General features: G+C 70.9%; 17 protein-coding genes. 10 read left to right on the top strand and 7 right to left on the bottom strand.

Annotated elements, in window-relative coordinates; translation table 11 throughout:
• Positions 1-54 precede the first annotated feature (54 nt).
• The 5 genes from STRTUCAR8_RS19735 to STRTUCAR8_RS19755 are packed head-to-tail and all read left to right on the top strand — an operon-like array spanning position 55 to position 4,358.
• The gene (locus STRTUCAR8_RS19735; RefSeq protein WP_006377622.1) at positions 55-1,422 is read left to right on the top strand and encodes an L-fuconate dehydratase; all 1,368 of its coding nucleotides are present in this window, start codon (positions 55-57) and stop codon (positions 1,420-1,422) included.
• Positions 1,419-2,174, top strand: coding sequence for an SDR family NAD(P)-dependent oxidoreductase (locus STRTUCAR8_RS19740; RefSeq protein ID WP_006377612.1), 756 nt, complete (start codon positions 1,419-1,421; stop codon positions 2,172-2,174). Before STRTUCAR8_RS19735 ends, STRTUCAR8_RS19740 begins: the two co-directional genes overlap by 4 nt.
• A 56-nt stretch (positions 2,175-2,230) precedes the next feature.
• Complete coding sequence (locus STRTUCAR8_RS19745) at positions 2,231-3,214, top strand: aldo/keto reductase (protein ID WP_044472495.1); 984 nt, start codon at positions 2,231-2,233, stop codon at positions 3,212-3,214.
• On the top strand, positions 3,211-3,525 hold the full coding sequence (locus STRTUCAR8_RS19750; RefSeq protein WP_006377637.1) for an L-rhamnose mutarotase: 315 nt from the start codon (positions 3,211-3,213) through the stop codon (positions 3,523-3,525). Before STRTUCAR8_RS19745 ends, STRTUCAR8_RS19750 begins: the two co-directional genes overlap by 4 nt.
• Complete coding sequence (locus STRTUCAR8_RS19755; protein WP_006377609.1) at positions 3,522-4,358, top strand: amidohydrolase family protein; 837 nt, start codon at positions 3,522-3,524, stop codon at positions 4,356-4,358. The genes STRTUCAR8_RS19750 and STRTUCAR8_RS19755 overlap by 4 nt, the downstream gene beginning before the upstream one ends.
• Here the strand turns inward: STRTUCAR8_RS19755 and STRTUCAR8_RS19760 are convergent.
• Complete coding sequence (locus STRTUCAR8_RS19760) at positions 4,346-5,770, bottom strand: lipase maturation factor family protein (protein ID WP_006377626.1); 1,425 nt, start codon at positions 5,768-5,770, stop codon at positions 4,346-4,348. The genes STRTUCAR8_RS19755 and STRTUCAR8_RS19760 overlap by 13 nt on opposite strands.
• Before the next feature lie 104 nt (positions 5,771-5,874).
• Here STRTUCAR8_RS19760 and STRTUCAR8_RS19765 point away from each other — a divergent pair, with 104 nt between their 5' ends.
• The 3 genes from STRTUCAR8_RS19765 (at position 5,875) to STRTUCAR8_RS19775 (ending at position 9,185) form a co-directional block, all read left to right on the top strand.
• Positions 5,875-6,138 (top strand): hypothetical protein, encoded by a 264-nt coding sequence (locus STRTUCAR8_RS19765; protein ID WP_006377627.1) that lies wholly within the window; start codon positions 5,875-5,877, stop codon positions 6,136-6,138.
• A 64-nt stretch (positions 6,139-6,202) separates the two neighbouring features.
• Positions 6,203-8,290: a SpoIIE family protein phosphatase gene (locus STRTUCAR8_RS19770; protein ID WP_006377620.1), complete on the top strand. Its 2,088-nt coding sequence runs from the start codon at positions 6,203-6,205 to the stop codon at positions 8,288-8,290.
• Positions 8,291-8,321: 31 nt separating this feature from the next.
• On the top strand, positions 8,322-9,185 hold the full coding sequence (locus STRTUCAR8_RS19775; RefSeq protein WP_006377630.1) for an Fpg/Nei family DNA glycosylase: 864 nt from the start codon (positions 8,322-8,324) through the stop codon (positions 9,183-9,185).
• Between the two features lie 16 nt (positions 9,186-9,201).
• On the opposite strand, the gene STRTUCAR8_RS19780 is transcribed toward STRTUCAR8_RS19775, so the two are convergent.
• From STRTUCAR8_RS19780 to STRTUCAR8_RS19795, 4 genes are all read right to left on the bottom strand, one after another.
• Positions 9,202-9,855 (bottom strand): zf-HC2 domain-containing protein, encoded by a 654-nt coding sequence (locus tag STRTUCAR8_RS19780; protein WP_006377613.1) that lies wholly within the window; start codon positions 9,853-9,855, stop codon positions 9,202-9,204.
• 139 nt (positions 9,856-9,994) lie between these two features.
• Positions 9,995-10,510: a hypothetical protein gene (locus STRTUCAR8_RS19785; protein ID WP_006377621.1), complete on the bottom strand. Its 516-nt coding sequence runs from the start codon at positions 10,508-10,510 to the stop codon at positions 9,995-9,997.
• A gap of 146 nt (positions 10,511-10,656) precedes the next feature.
• Positions 10,657-11,205, bottom strand: a complete 549-nt coding sequence (locus STRTUCAR8_RS19790) for a sigma-70 family RNA polymerase sigma factor (RefSeq protein WP_044472500.1) — start codon at positions 11,203-11,205, stop codon at positions 10,657-10,659.
• A gap of 216 nt (positions 11,206-11,421) precedes the next feature.
• Positions 11,422-11,898, bottom strand: coding sequence for a universal stress protein (locus tag STRTUCAR8_RS19795; protein WP_006377607.1), 477 nt, complete (start codon positions 11,896-11,898; stop codon positions 11,422-11,424).
• 144 nt (positions 11,899-12,042) lie between these two features.
• Between STRTUCAR8_RS19795 and STRTUCAR8_RS19800 the strand changes: the two genes are divergently transcribed.
• The gene (locus tag STRTUCAR8_RS19800) at positions 12,043-12,888 is read left to right on the top strand and encodes a polysaccharide deacetylase family protein (RefSeq protein WP_006377615.1); all 846 of its coding nucleotides are present in this window, start codon (positions 12,043-12,045) and stop codon (positions 12,886-12,888) included.
• A gap of 45 nt (positions 12,889-12,933) precedes the next feature.
• Here STRTUCAR8_RS19800 and STRTUCAR8_RS19805 read toward each other — a convergent pair whose 3' ends face one another.
• On the bottom strand, positions 12,934-13,596 hold the full coding sequence (locus STRTUCAR8_RS19805) for a class F sortase (protein WP_006377635.1): 663 nt from the start codon (positions 13,594-13,596) through the stop codon (positions 12,934-12,936).
• Positions 13,597-13,927: 331 nt separating this feature from the next.
• On the opposite strand from STRTUCAR8_RS19805, the gene STRTUCAR8_RS19810 reads away from it, so the two are divergent.
• Positions 13,928-14,416, top strand: a complete 489-nt coding sequence (locus STRTUCAR8_RS19810; protein WP_044472496.1) for a hypothetical protein — start codon at positions 13,928-13,930, stop codon at positions 14,414-14,416.
• A 79-nt stretch (positions 14,417-14,495) separates the two neighbouring features.
• Here STRTUCAR8_RS19810 and STRTUCAR8_RS19815 read toward each other — a convergent pair whose 3' ends face one another.
• Complete coding sequence (locus STRTUCAR8_RS19815; protein WP_006377628.1) at positions 14,496-15,020, bottom strand: hypothetical protein; 525 nt, start codon at positions 15,018-15,020, stop codon at positions 14,496-14,498.
• Positions 15,021-15,187: the final 167 nt, after the last annotated feature.

Here is a 15,187-nt window from a genome sequence, read left to right on the forward strand (position 1 = left end):
CGTACCCCTGAGGTTCCCCTTGTGGAGCCCCTGCCACTGACCGAAAGGCATCCCGTGTCCCCGACCCCCGGTCCTCCCGGCACCCCCGGCCCCTCCATCCGCGTAACCGCGGTCGACACCTACGACATCCGGTTCCCCACCTCGCGGGAGCTCGACGGCTCCGACGCGATGAACCCCGACCCCGACTACTCGGCGGCCTACGTCGTGCTGCGTACCGACGCCGCCGACGGGCACGAGGGGCACGGGTTCACCTTCACCATCGGGCGGGGCAACGAGGTCCAGGTCGCCGCGATCGACGCGCTGCGCGGTCATGTGATCGGCCGGTCCGTCGACGAGCTGTGCGCGGACCCGGGCACCCTGAACCACGACCTGATCGGCGACAGCCAGCTGCGCTGGCTCGGACCCGAGAAGGGCGTGATGCACATGGCGATCGGCGCCGTCGTCAACGCCGTATGGGATCTCGCCGCGAAACGGGCAGGCCGGCCCCTGTGGCGGCTGCTCGCCGAGGCCGAACCCGAGTGGCTCGTCCGGCAGGTGGACTTCCGTTACCTCACCGACGCGCTCACCCCCGAGGAAGCCCTCGACCTGCTGCGCCGGGGCCGGGAGGGCGCCGCCGAACGCACCGCCGAGCTGCTGGCGACGGGATTCCCCGCCTACACCACGTCCGCCGGCTGGCTCGGCTACGACGACGAGAAGCTCACCCGGCTCGCCGCCGAGGCCGTCGCCGACGGCTTCACGCAGATCAAGCTCAAGGTCGGATCGGACCTCGAGGACGACATGCGCCGCTGCCGGGTCGCCCGCAGGGTCGTCGGCCCCGACATCCGCATGGCGATCGACGCCAACCAGCGCTGGGACGTCGACGAGGCGATCCGCTGGACCAAGGCGCTCGCCGAGTTCGACCCCTACTGGATCGAGGAGCCCACCAGCCCCGACGACATCCTCGGCCACGCCACGATCCGCCGGGCCGTCGCACCCGTCAAGGTCGCCACCGGCGAACACGTCCAGAACCGCGTCGTCTTCAAGCAGCTCCTCCAGGCCGACGCCCTCGACATCGTGCAGATCGACGCGGCTCGCGTCGGCGGCGTCAACGAGAACCTCGCCATCCTGCTGCTCGCCGCCAAGTTCGGTGTCCCCGTCTGCCCGCACGCGGGCGGCGTCGGCCTGTGCGAACTCGTCCAGCACCTGTCGATGTTCGACTACGTGGCGCTGGCCGGCACGACCGAGAACCGGGTCATCGAGTACGTCGACCATCTGCACGACCACTTCCTCGACCCCGTGGTGATCAGGCAGGGTCATTACCTGGCACCGACCGCGCCGGGCTTCTCCGCGACCATGCGGCCCGAGTCCGTCGCGGAGTTCACGTTCCCCGGCGGCACCTTCTGGGCCGCCGACCTGGCGAAGGACAAGGGGCAGGCCGCATGACCGACTTCGAGGGTCTCAAGGCGCTGGTCACGGGCGGCGCGTCCGGCATCGGCCGGGCCACCGCGGAACTGCTGGCGGCGCGCGGCGCCCGGGTCGCCGTGCTCGACCTGGATCCGTCGTCGGTCGAGGAGCCGCTGCTCGGACACAAGGCGGACGTCACCGACGACACGTCCGTGCGGGAGGCGGTCGCCGCGGCCGTGGCCGATCTCGGCGGCCTCGACATCGTCGTCAACAACGCCGGCATCGGCGCCCAGGGCACCGTCGAGGACAACGACGACGAGGAATGGCACCACGTCTTCGACGTCAACGTGCTCGGCATGGTCCGCGTCGCCCGCGCCGCGCTGCCGCACCTGCGGAACTCGGCGCACGCCGCCATAGTGAACACCTGCTCGATCGCGGCCACGGCCGGCCTGCCGCAGCGCGCCCTGTACAGCGCCACCAAGGGCGCCGTGTACTCGCTGACCCTGGCCATGGCCGCCGACCATGTGCGTGAGGGGGTCCGCGTGAACTGCGTCAACCCCGGGACGGTCGACACTCCGTGGGTCGGCCGCCTCCTCGACGCGGCCCCCGACTCCGCCGCCGAACGCGCCGCGCTGGAGTCCCGCCAGCCCACCGGCCGTCTGGTCTCGGCAGCCGAAGTCGCGGGCGCCATCGCCTACTTGGCGAGCCCCCTGTCCGGCGCCACCACCGGCACGGCACTCGCCGTCGACGGCGGCATGCAGGGCCTGCGGCTGCGCCCGGCGGGCCGGTGAACATGCCCATCAGCACGCCAGAGAGCGTCCCGGGGTCCGCACCCGTGCCCTTGCCGGTGCACACGCTCGGCCGCAGCGGTGTCGAGATCACTGGCCTGGCTTTCGGCGCCGCAGCCATCGGCAACCTCTTCACCGAGGTCACCGAGGAACAGGCGCACGACGCGGTGTCCGCCGCCTGGGACGCGGGCATCCGCTACTTCGACACCGCGCCGCACTACGGCATCGGCCTCTCCGAACGCCGGCTCGGCGCGGCCCTGCGCGAGCACCCGCGCTCGGCGTACACCATCTCCACGAAGGTCGGCCGACGCCTGGAGCCCGCCGGGACGCCGGCCGGAGACGACCTGGCCAACGGCTTCGCGGTCCCCGCCACCCACACCCGGGTCTGGGACTTCAGCGCCGACGGCGTACGCCGGACCCTGGAGGCGAGTCTGGAGCGGCTCGGCGTCGACCACATCGACGTCGTCTACCTCCACGACCCCGACGACCACGCCGAGCAGGCCTTCCGCGAGGCCTATCCGGCGCTGGAGAAACTCCGCTCGGAAGGCGTCGTACGCGCCATCGGCGCCGGGATGAACCAGGCGGAGATGCTCACCCGCTTCGTCCGGGACACGGACGTCGACGTGGTCCTGTGCGCCGGCCGCTACACGCTCCTCGACCGGAGCGCGCTCACCGAACTCCTGCCCGCCGCCGTCGAACGCGGCACGTCCGTGGTGATCGGCGGCGCCTTCAACTCCGGTCTGCTGGCGGATCCCAGGCCCGGAGCGACCTACGACTACGCGACCGTGTCGGGCGAGTTGCTGGACCGCGCCCTGCGCATGAAGGCCGTCGCCGAACGGCACGGCATCACCCTGCGCGCCGCCGCGCTCGCCTTCTGCGCGGCCCACCCGGCCGTCGCCGGTGTCCTCGTCGGCACCCGTTCGGCCGCCGAAGTCCGTGACTGCGCCGAGCAGTTCGCCGTGTCCGTGCCCCAGGCCTTCTGGCAGGAGCTCAGGGACACCGGCCTGCTGCCCGGCGACGAGCCGTCCCAGGAGCCGTCATGAGAGTCGCCCTGCACACCAGGGTCCGCGCCGACCGCGTCGCCGAGTACGACGCCGCCCACCGTGAGGTGCCCGTCGAGCTGACCGACGCGATCCGCGCCGCCGGGGCCACCTCCTGGACGATCTGGCGCAGCGGTACCGACCTCTTCCACGTCCTGGAGTGCGCGGACTACGGCCGCCTCCTCGCCGAGCTGGAGAAACTGCCGGTCAACGTGGCCTGGCAGGCACGGATGGCCGAACTCCTCGACGTGGTGCACGACTACTCCACCGAGGGCGCGGAGTCGGGGCTGCCGGTCGTCTGGGAGCTGCCGTGACGATCGTCGACGCGCACCACCATGTGTGGGATCTGTCGGTCCGGGACCAGGACTGGATCGCCGAGGACAGCCCACTGCGCCGGGACTTCACCATGGAGGACCTCGCGCCGGAGATCCACGCGGCCGGAGTCGGCCGTACGGTCCTCGTCCAGACCATCACCGTGCGCGAGGAGACCCCGGAGTTCCTGACGCTCGCGGCGGAGCACGAACCGATCGCGGGCGTCGTCGGCTGGACGGACCTGACGCGTGCCGACATCGCCGACGAGCTGGCCAGGCTGCGTGAACTCCCCGGCGGCGCATACCTGAAGGGGATCCGCCACCAGGTCCAGGGCGAGCCGGATCCGGGGTGGCTGCTGCGCCCCGACGTGCGCCGAGGCCTTGCCGCCGTCGCCGAAGCGGGCCTGGTGTACGACCTGATCGTCCTGCCGCACCAGCTGCTCGCGTGCGTCCAGGTGGTCGGGGCCTTTCCGCAACTCACCTTTGTCCTGGACCACTTGGGAAAGCCGCCGATCGTCTCCGGCGCGCTGGAGCCCTGGGCCTCGGACCTTCGCTCCCTGGCCGCCCTGCCCAACGCGGTGGGAAAACTCTCCGGCCTGGTCGTCGAGGCGGACCACGCCTCCTGGACGACCGAGGACGTACGGCCGTACGCGGACACGGCTCTGGAAGCCTTCGGCCCCGGCCGGCTGATGTTCGGCTCGGACTGGCCGGTGTGCACCCTCGCCGCGTCCTACGGCCAAGTGCTGTCCCTGGCCGAGGAGTTGACCGCCTCCCTCGGCGCGGACGAACGCGAGCAGTTCTTCGCGGGCACGGCGACCCGCGTCTACGGCCTCTGAACCGACCCGGCCAGCCGCGTCGGCGGCATGAACTCCCGTACGTACACCCGCTCCCAGTACGCCCCCGTCGCCCGGCGCTCCCGCCAGGTCGTGAACCGGTACCGGAAGAGTCGGGCCCGGACATGGCACGGGGGCGCGTCCAGCGGGAAGGGGGAGTGGCGCAGCAGTCGGAGCGTGTCGGGGTCGTTCTCCAGGAGCCGCTCGACCAGTGCGCCGAACCACGAACCGGCGTACGCGGGCGACAGTGCGGCGAACCACATCATCCAGTCGAGCCGCAGATGGTAGGGCGCGAACTGGCGTGGCCGGCGCGCCGGTTCACCCGGCTTGCCCTTGAACTCGTACTCCTGCCAGCCGGAGTCCTCGCGCGGTAGCTCGTCGGCCGTGCCCTCGACGACCACCTCGTACCGGATGCGGCTGACGCTGCCGAAGGCGCCGTAACTGTTGACCAGGTGGAACGGGTCGAAGGAGCGGTTCATGACCTGGCGGCGCGAGAGCATGTTGCGGACCGGACGGTAGCTGAGGGCCACCAGTGCCGTCGCGACGGTCAGGACCACGATCTCGTACCAGAGCGGGGTGTCGGGGACGGACGTAGGCGCCGTGTCCGGGAGACGCACCGCCGACAGTGCCAGCACGATCGTGATCCAGTTCAGCCAGGCGAAGTTGCCCGACAGAACCAGCCACAACTGGGTGACGGCCATCAGGGACGCGGCGGCCGTCGCCACCGGCTGCGGGGTGAACAGCAGGACGGGGACGGCGAGTTGGGTGAGATGGTTGGCGGCCGTCTCGACCCGGTGCACCGGCCTCGGGAGGCGGTGGAAGTACCAGCTCAGCGGGCCCGGCATGGGCTGTGTCTCATGGTGGAAGTCGAGGCAGGTCAGTTTCCGCCAGCAGGCGTCGCCGCGCATCTTGATCAGGCCGGCGCCGAACTCGACGCGGAACAGGATCCAGCGCAGCAGGAACAGCACGACGACCGGCGGCGCGACCTCGTCGTTGCCCAGGAAGACGGCGAGGAAGCCGGTCTCCAGGAGCAGCGACTCCCAGCCGAAGCCGTACCAGGTCTGACCGACGTTGACGATCGACAGATACATCGCCCATGGCAGCAGCCACAGCAACATCCCGCCCCAGAGGGGAAGTTGTCCGTCCAGTCCCGCGAGCAGCGCGACCGACACCGCGCAGCCCGTCCAGGACCAGCAGGCGAAGAAGCGGTCGGAGTAGTGGAGTTGAAACGCGCTCGGTGCCTGTCCGAAAGACAGGTGGGCGACCAGCCGGGGGACCGGAAGCATGCCCCGCTCGCCGATGAGCGCCCGGAACTGGAGGGCCGCGCCCAGGAACGCGACGAGGTAGACGCAGGCCAGGCCACGCTGGAGGAGCAGACGGCTCAGCCAGTAGTCGGGTGCGGCGAACCACTCCATGATCCGGTCCTCCCTTCTGTCTTTCCTCCCCCTTCCCCTCCATTGTCACGCTGGGTGACTTTCTCGGCTTGCGTACGCCGAGTGGGCGACGCAGACAATGAGGGATGCACCGAACCCTTGTCACGGCCTGTGCGCTCTCCGCGGCTCTGCTCGCCGGCGGCTGGGACGGCGACCCGCCGGGAGCGGAGGTCCTGTCCCCTGACGACTTCGGGGTCGGTACGGCCCAGGACTCCTGCGACGACATCGGCCCCGACACCGTCCCGGAGATCCCGGACCTTCCCGACGGCGGTGGCCTGATTCCCGACGAGACCCCCACCGCGTACGGCTCCTATGTTCCGTACGACCCCTGCGAGGGCTTCGGCGAGTGAGAGTTGCCCGACGAAAGACGTCGGACAAGTCGAAGAATCAGCCAAAAACTGGGAGGGTGGGCGCATGGCTGATCGGGGAGCGAGCGCCCTGTCACTCCCGGACGACTGGCCCGCCCACCCGGACCCGGTTCTGGCGCTCAATCGCATGGGGACGTTCGACTGGGACCTGGACGCCGGCCTGTTCCACATGGACGCCCTGGCGTTCGAGATCTTCGATCTGCGCCCCGAGGAATACGACGGCCACCCCGAGAGTCTGGCCGTGCGGGTACCCCCGATGGAGGGCAGGCGGCTCGATTCCGTCGTCGCCGAGGCCATGAAGGACGGCAGCGAGAACTACGGCGCCTACTTCCGCGTCCGCCGCCGTGACGGCACCCTGCGCTGGACCCACACCCAGGGCTACATCCGACGGGACGGGACGGGCCGCCCGCGCCGGATCATCGGCCTCGTCCGTGACGCCACACAGGAGCTGCGGGACAGCCAGGCCCGTACCGAGCAGGCCGCCCAGGACGAGGCCAGGCGCCGGCAGACCAACGTCGTGCAGGTCATCACGGCGGCCCTCGCGCACGCCCGCACCGTCGAGGACGTCATCGACGTCCTCACCGACTCCCACGGCGTGCCACACCTCGGGGCGGCCAGCCTGGTCATGGGTCTGGTGGAGGCCGGCCGCATCCGGCTGGTCGCCGAGGGCCCGGCGGGCGCCTCCGTGCCCGGCACCCGTATCACCCGGATCGACGAGCCCTACCCGATGGGCGACGTCGTACGGACCCTCAGTCCGCGTTTCATCGAGTCGCCGGAGGAGTTCGCTGCCGGGTACCCGATCCTTTGGCCGCACCTCACCGACCTGCACATCACCTCGGCGGCCTATCTGCCGCTCATCGCACAGGCCCGGCCGATCGGCGCGATGGGCCTGCTCTACAACGACCGGTACGGCTTCTCGGCGGAGGACCGCGCCGTGCTCGTCGCGCTCGGCACCAGCATCGCCCAGAGTCTCCAGCGGGCCATGCTCTACGAGCAGGAGAAGGACCTCGCCCAGAGCCTCCAGCAGGCCATGCTGCCGCGCTCCATCCCCACCGTGCCCGGAGCCGACATCGCCGTCCGCTACCGCGCCGCCTCCTCCGGCGGTCAGCTGGGCCGGGACATAGGCGGCGACTGGTACGACGTGATCCCGCTGCCGGGCGGCCGGGTCGGCGCGGTCATCGGGGACGTCCAGGGCCACGACACGCACGCCGCGGCCGTCATGGGCCAGCTGCGGATCGTCCTGAAGGCCTACGCGACCGAGGGGCACCCGCCCGCCACGGTGATGGCCCGCGCCTCCGTCTTCCTGCACGAACTCGACACGGACCGCTTCGCGACCTGTCTGTACGCGGAGGCCGACCTGACCACCGGGGTGATCCAGGTGGTCCGGGCCGGTCACCTCGACCCGCTGGTGCGGCGCGCCGACGGCACCTGCCGCCGTGTCCCGGTCGACGGCGGGCTGCCGCTCGGCCTGTCCGCCGAGTTCGGGCGCCTCGCCTACCCCGTGGCCACCCTCGAACTGGACCCCGGCGAGACGCTGGTGCTGTGCACCGACGGGCTCATCGAGCAGCCCGGCGCCGACCTGGAGGACGGGCTGCGCACCCTCATGGCACTCATCGCGGCAGGCCCGGACAGCGTGTGGAAGATGGCCGACTGTCTCATCGAGGTGGCCGACGAGCGAAGCGGGGACGACGACGTGGCCCTGCTTCTCATGCGCCGCCAGGGCCTGGCCGCCGTACAGTCCGGCGGACGGCTCCAGCAGCATGTCGCACCCGCCGACCCCGACGCGCTGAGCCAGGCCAGGCACATGGTCGGGGCGGCGGTCCGGGCCTGGGGCGCCCATGAGCGGGCCGACGAGGTCGAACTGGTGGCGGACGAACTGATCACCAACACCCTGATGCACACCGAGGGCGCGGCGGTCGTCACGCTGCGCGTGCTGAGCGGCGCGGAACGTCGCCTGCGGGTCGAGGTCGAGGACTCCTCCAGCGCGCTGCCGCGGCGCCGGGAGGCGGGGGAGTCCGGGGTCTCCGGGCGCGGACTGCTCCTGGTCGATCTCCTCGGCGACGACTGGGGCGTCGAGGCGCGGGGCGGCGGCAAGGTCGTGTGGGCCGAGTTCGTGGTGCCGCCCACGAGCTGAGCGGTACGGCATGCGGTGGCACTCTGGACGTATGCCGGAACTTCCCGAGGTCGAAGCGCTCAGGGACTTCCTGACCGAACGGCTCGTGGGCCACGAGGTGGTCCGCGTGCTGCCCGTCGCGATCAGCGTCCTGAAGACGTACGACCCACCGGTCACCGCCATCGAGGGCCGCGAGGTCACCGCCGTGCACCGGCACGGCAAGTTCCTCGACCTGACGGTGGACGGCGGCCCGCACTTCGTGACCCACCTGGCCCGCGCGGGCTGGCTGCACTGGCGCGACCGCCTCCCCGACGGCCCGCCGAAACCCGGGAAAGGCCCGCTCGCACTGCGTGTCGCCCTGGAGACGGGCGAGGGCTTCGACCTCACCGAGGCCGGCACCCAGAAGCGGCTCGCGGTGTACGTCGTACACGATCCGCAGGAGGTGCCCGGCGTGGCCCGCCTCGGTCCGGACCCGCTCGCCGACGACTTCGACGAGGCCCGCCTCGCCGGTCTGCTGGCGGGGGAGCGGCGCCGGCTCAAGGGCGCGCTGCGGGACCAGGGCCTGATCGCGGGAGTGGGGAACGCCTACAGCGACGAGATCCTGCACGCCGCGCGGATGTCCCCGTTCAAGCTCGCCTCCTCACTCACGCCCGAGGAGAACCGGCGGCTGTACGAGGCACTGCGCATGACGCTCACCGAAGCGGTCGAGCGCTCCCGGGGCCTCGCGGCCGGACGCCTGAAGGCGGAGAAGAAGAGCGGCCTGAGGGTGCACGGCCGGACGGGCGAGCTCTGCCCGGTGTGCGGGGACACCGTCCGCGAGGTCTCCTTCAGCGACTCCTCGCTCCAGTACTGCCCCACCTGCCAGACGGGCGGCAGGCCGCTCGCCGACCGCCGTATGTCCCGTCTGCTCAAGTAGCGACCTGCGCACTCGCTCAGGGGGCGTCGAGAGTCACCAGACGCAGGCCGTCGTTGGAGCGCAGCTCGTACTTGTCGATCTGGTCGGGGTGGAGGGTCGAGGCGCCCATCATCGTGCTCTCCCGGGCGTCGTGCTCGGGCACGTTCCAGTTGGTCAGCGTCTCTTCCGTGCCGTCGTCCGCGATGGCGACGAGGTGGCAGGCGCGGGGGCCGGCGCCGTCCTTGACCTTCAGTTCGATCTGGCTGCCCCAGACCGTGTTCTCGCTGGTGACCTGTGCCCAGACGCCCGAACGCTCGTCGGTCGCGGTGACCTGCTGCGTCCGGTCCGCGTCGCCGCTCGCCATGATCGCGATGCCGGGGCCGGCCACGGCGAAGACCACCGCCGCGGCGACCGCGTACAGCCAGCGCCGCCGGCCGGCGCGCCGCCGGTTCGCCACTTCGCCGAGCAGCCGGTCCAGCATGCTGGGACCGGGTTGGGCCATGGGGTGCACGGAGCGCGGCGTGGCTCGCCGGTACAGCAGCAACTGCCGTGTGGCGGGACCGAATTCAGTCACATGGGCCGCGCACTGGGGGCACTCCATGAGGTGGTCCTCGAAGCGGAAGGCGTCCGCCTCGTCGAGCACGCCGAGCGCGTATGCGCCGACGTCGCGATGCCGTTCCAGGGACCTCATGCAGAATCCTCGTGCCGATGGTACGGGTGGGGTGGTGTTGCTCCCACCGGTACGCACCGCACAGCGGAATCACTCAAGGCCCATACCGAATCGAGACCAAAGGTGTTCGGAGCGGAGGGCACCGCGGATTGGTCGGATTCTAGAAAAGATGGATCGCCAGATGCCCGAGAGGCAGTCCCAGCCGCCAGGCGGGGGTCCACACCTTCGGTCCGTCGTCCTCACCGGGCACGGGCCCGCCACCCGGTACGGCGTCCAGATCCGGGGCGAGCAGCTCGGTCTCCTCCAGCCAGCGCCAGGCGGCGGCGGCCAGATCCAAGTCCGGGGCCGGTGCTCTCGATTCGAGTGCGTCGGCCGCCAACCTGGAAATACGTGTCCGGACCCAGTCCTGCCAGGGCTGGTCGTACGCCGTCAGCGAAAGCCACTTCTCCAGCTGAGTGATGACCCGGATGCCCGAGAGCTCACCGCTGGTGTCGGACAGGAAGATGGTGAGTGCCAGCGCGTCTCTGCCCGCACGGAACTCGAAGGACGTGGGCGGCATCAGGTCGCCCGTCCGCAACAGCTCGTCGGCGATGTACTCGGCGTACAACCAGGCCATGGGGACGGTGAGTTCGCCCCCGCCGGTGCCGTCCGTGCTCTCTTGACCTCTGTGCAGCATCCCTTCCTGCCTTCCTCCGGTGCGTGCGCGTCGCCCGACCCCGGCTCCGGGACCGTCACCCGGTCCGGACACCGATGAAGACAGCTGATTGCTCAACCATGGTCCTCAGCAAGGCACTTTGCCGAGGCTTGACCTGATCGTCGGTTTCACCGCAGGTCGGCCGCATAACCCGGTAGGACTCGGCGCAGGGCGCGCAGTGCGTAGTACGCGCGGGACTTCACCGTACCGGGCGGGATTCCGAGTGCCGTCGCGGCCTCCGCCACACTCGCCCCGTGGAAATACACCAGCACCAGGACTTCACGGTGCTCGGGAGTGAGAGTCTTCACAGCCTCCCGCACATCCAGTGTCGCCGCCGACCGTTCCGCGTGATCGGCACACACCCGCGCACTCTCCAGGATCGCGTCCCCGACCTCGGGGGGCCGCGCCTGCCGGGCCCGCCGCGCGTCGATGGCGAGCCGTCGCCCGACGGTCAGCAGCCAGGGCCGGACGGACTCGAAATCGTCGGCGCGCAGCGCCTCGGGGTGCTGCCAGGCGCGTACGAGGGTCTCCTGCACCAGATCCTCGGCGCGCTGCCGGTCGCCGTCGCACAGGCGCAGCAGCAGGGCGAAGAGCGGTCGGCCGTGCTCGCGCTGCAGCGCGGCCAGCTCGTGCTCGGCGGTCGTCGTCCCGGGGGTGATGGTGGTTCCGGCCGTCATGGCCGTATGGCATCGCAAGGTCCCGATTCGGGACAGACCGTGGACCGGAGTGTGCGGCGGACGGTCGGACCCGTCGGCGAACGGTGCGACGAACGGTCCGAACGGGAGGTTCCTCATCCGAACGGCCGCCTCGCCGTTCGACGACTCGGTCCTGGGCCGGGGTCGGGGCCAGGTCGGCCTGACACCGGTCAGGCCGACCCCGGGCCGTCGTCGGGGCTACGGCACGACCGTGACCGGCCAGCGGCCCGCCTTCACCAGCCGGACCGCGACCGAGCCGACGATCCGGTGGCCCGCCTGCTCGGACGCGCCGACGACCACCGCGTCCGCCTTGAGATCGTCGGCGGCCTTCACCAGGCCCGTGTACGGGTCCCCGCGGAAGGTGTGGAACTCCCAGCGGATGTCGAATATCCCCTTGACCTGCTCGGTCGACTCCCGGATCTGCGCGATGAGATCCTCCGCGATGCTGTCCGTCGTCTCCGCCACGGGCGCCCCGAACGCGGCGCCCGCCGCCATCACCGGCTGTACGTACACCAGGGCGAGCAGCGCGTGCTGGCGCCGGGCCAGCCCCGCGGCGTAGGCGGCGGCACGGAACGAGGAGTCGGAGCCGTCGACGCCGACCACGATGACCTTCGGACCGTCGGTGCCCCGCTCGAACCGGTGCCCGTCCTGGGGTGAGTGCTGCTGTTCCGTCACGCTGCGAGGCTATCGGGAGCCGGGGGAGGACCGGACGCGCGGGGGAGCGGGTGACCGGGGCGTACTGGTCCCAACGGGTGTTTTCGTGCCGCCGCACCGGTGCCGATGCGGGGCGCCGGGACCGGCGCGGGCGACTGATGAGTCATGACGAAGGATCAGTTGCTCACACGGCGCCGGGCGTTGATGATCGGCGGAGCCGCCGCCGTGGGAGCGGCCGGTACGGCCGCGCTGCTCACCACCGGCCAGAACACGACCCCGGCCGTCCGGCCCGCAGCCCCCGCAGCCGGCCCCCCGGCCCATCAGGCGCTCAAGCCCTCCGCGTACCGCCTCGAACCCCTCACCGGCTACGGGCCGCCGCGCGCCGTCGCCCACGGACGCACCCTGGTACGGCACGAGCCCCTGCTGCGCGTGTCGGGTCGTGGCCGCACCATGGTGCTGACCTTCGACGACGGCCCCGACCCCCGCTACACCCCGGACATCCTCCGGACCCTGCGCGAGCACGACGTCCGCGCCATGTTCTTCGTGTGCGGGGAGATGGCGGTCGACAACAAGGACCTGCTCGCCGAGATGACCGACGACGGGCACGTCGTCGGCAACCACACCTGGTCCCACCCGCTGCTGACGCGCCTCACCCGCTCCGAGATCCGCTCCCAGATGGAACGCACCAGCGAGGTCATCGAGGACGCCTGCGGTGAGGCGCCCGCCTGGTTCCGCGCCCCCTACGGCGCCTGGAACCGGGCGGCCTTCCAACTCGGTGCCGAACTCGGCATGGAGCCGCTCGCCTGGACGGTCGACACCCTCGACTGGATGGCCCCGGGCGCCCGCACCATCGTCGACCGGGTCGAACGCGGCGCCGCTCCAGGCGTCGTGGTGCTCTCGCACGACGCGGGCGGCAACCGCTCACAGAGCGTCCGGGCGCTGCGCGACTATCTGCCGGACCTGCTCGATTCCGGGTACCACATCACCGTACCGACACGGCATTACACATAGCCGCGTCGCCGACCGCGGGCTTTCGCCCGCCCGGTCCGGGAACGCTCAGCGAACCTCGACCAGGCGGGCGAACACCACGACGTTCCCGGCGTAGCCGTTCTGTTTGGAGAAACCGCCCCCGCAGGTGATGACCCGCAATTCGGGGGTGTTCTTGCTGCCGTAGACACGGTCGCCGGGGAAGTTGTTCTTCTCGAAGACCTCGATGCCGTAGATCTCGAACACGGCCACCTTTCCGTCCTGGCGCTGGACCTCGACGCGATGTCCCTTCTTGAGGGCCCCGAGTCCGTAGAAAACGGCGGGGCCCTGTTTGTTGTCGACATGGCCGACGATCACGGCGGTGCCCTTCTCGCCGGGCGACACGGCGCCGGTGAACCAGCCGGCCAGGTTGGGGTCCTCCGGCGGCGGGGCGTCCACCCACCCGGCCGCGTCCAGACCCACCGGCAGCAGGGGGGCGTCGACCCGGATCGCCGGGATCCGCACCCGGTCGACCAGGGAGTACGGCAGGGCGGCCGGGATGCTGGAGAAGGTGCCGCCCGGGAGGTGGCTGTCCGCTGCCGCCGCCGACGCGGGCTGCGGCGGACCGACGTCGAACTCTCCGGAACCGTTTCGAATGAGCGCGAGGCCGGTCAGCAGAACAAGCGCTATCACGCCCCACGGAGCGCGCTTCTTCCGCTGCTGCTCCTCTTCCGCCAGCTCGGACGCAGACATTCGTCATCCCCTCTCGACCCGGCCGTCGCCCGGTCAATCGCGCATACGAGAACGCTAAGTGCCCGGCGGGAAACCGGCGACGGGGCAGCAGCGAACGGGTGGCGGGTCTGTCATCGGTGAGCCATCCGAGTCGGCGGCGAAAGTATTTTTCTGACGGTCCGTGACCTGCGGCAATATCTGATTGTTCGCTCTTCCGTCGGCGTGTCCTCTCACCAGGACGGACCATTCCCGAAATGCGGCTGCGCGCACGGCATCTGAGGGTTCGTCTGGGAGGCGTTTTCTCGCCGATCGACCGGGGACGGGTCCCGGGGCGCCTTCCGCGGAGGTTCACATGCGTACTACTCGTGCCCTGGTGGTGGCTGCCGCCACGGCTGCCGCGGTGGGGCTCGCCGCCCCGGCCGCCTCGGCCTGGGACCAGCCGTCCAGCGTCACCGCCGCACCGAGCGTCATCGCGCCGGGCGGTCAGCTGGTGCTCACGGTCAACGGTTCGGCCTGTACTCGTAACAACAGCACCATCAGCTCAAACGTCTTTTCGAGCACCTCGCTCTCTCCCATGGGGACCAACTCGGCGACGGCGAGGGTGACCGTCAACTCGAACGCCGCCCCGGGTTCCTACGGAGTCATCACCCGCTGTGAGGGCCAGAACAGGAGCTTCACCAGCGTCTTCACGGTCATCGGCGGTGTCCGTGGCGGTCTCGGTGGCAGCAGCTCCGCCGGGGCCACGCCGGCCGACATGGCGATCGGGGGCGGGCTGGTGGCCGCCGCGCTCGTCGGTGGCGGGGTGTTCTGGATGCGCCGCCGGTCCGAGACCCGCATCTGACGCACCGCACGTCGACAACAGCCCTTCGCCCCGGAACCCGTCAGGGTCCGGGGCGAAGGGCTGTGCCCGTACCGCTCGGTCAGGCGTTGTCGTCGCCCGCGCGGCGGCGCGAGAAGCCGTACGCCACCGTCAGCGATCCCGCGATGAGCGCGGCGCCCAGACCGATCTCCTCCAGGTCGAAACCGGCGACACTGCCGCCCTCACCCGCGTGCACACCCCGCTGGATCGGCAAGGGGTACTGCGTGGGCTCACCGGGATGCCCGATCGCGATGGTGAGGTCGGTGTGGCCGCTCTCGCCGCCGCAGTTGAACGTCACCCGGTACGCGGCCCCCGGCTTGGCGTCCCAGTCGACCTTCGCCCGCGCCGACGAGTGCCCCTTGGGGATGGTGACCGGATCGAAGACTCCGGAGGAGACCCGGGTGTCGTCGTTGCAGCCGTCCACGCGCAGGGTGACCTGTCCGCCCGCCGCGACGGTCGAGGGCACGACACTGAAGCCGAACGACGTGACGTCGTTGCTCATGACGGCGGCCTGAGCGGCGGGTGCGGCGAAGCCGAGGGCGGTGACGCCCAGCAGTGCGGCCGAGGCGACGCGTATCGCGTGCATATGGGTCCTCCGGGTCCCCGAGGAGCAACTGCGGACGTCTTCCGCTCGCGCCGTACCGGTCGCGCCAGAATGCACCTCGATGACCGAAACGCTAGGAACGCGTGTGCGTATGCGCGATCGGTGTCGTGCGAATGGGGCACGGATGTGGGCTGCTCGGGGGACCCCGT

The sequence above is a fragment of the Streptomyces turgidiscabies Car8 genome (genome assembly GCF_000331005.1).
GTDB classification, from domain to species: domain Bacteria; phylum Actinomycetota; class Actinomycetes; order Streptomycetales; family Streptomycetaceae; genus Streptomyces; species Streptomyces turgidiscabies.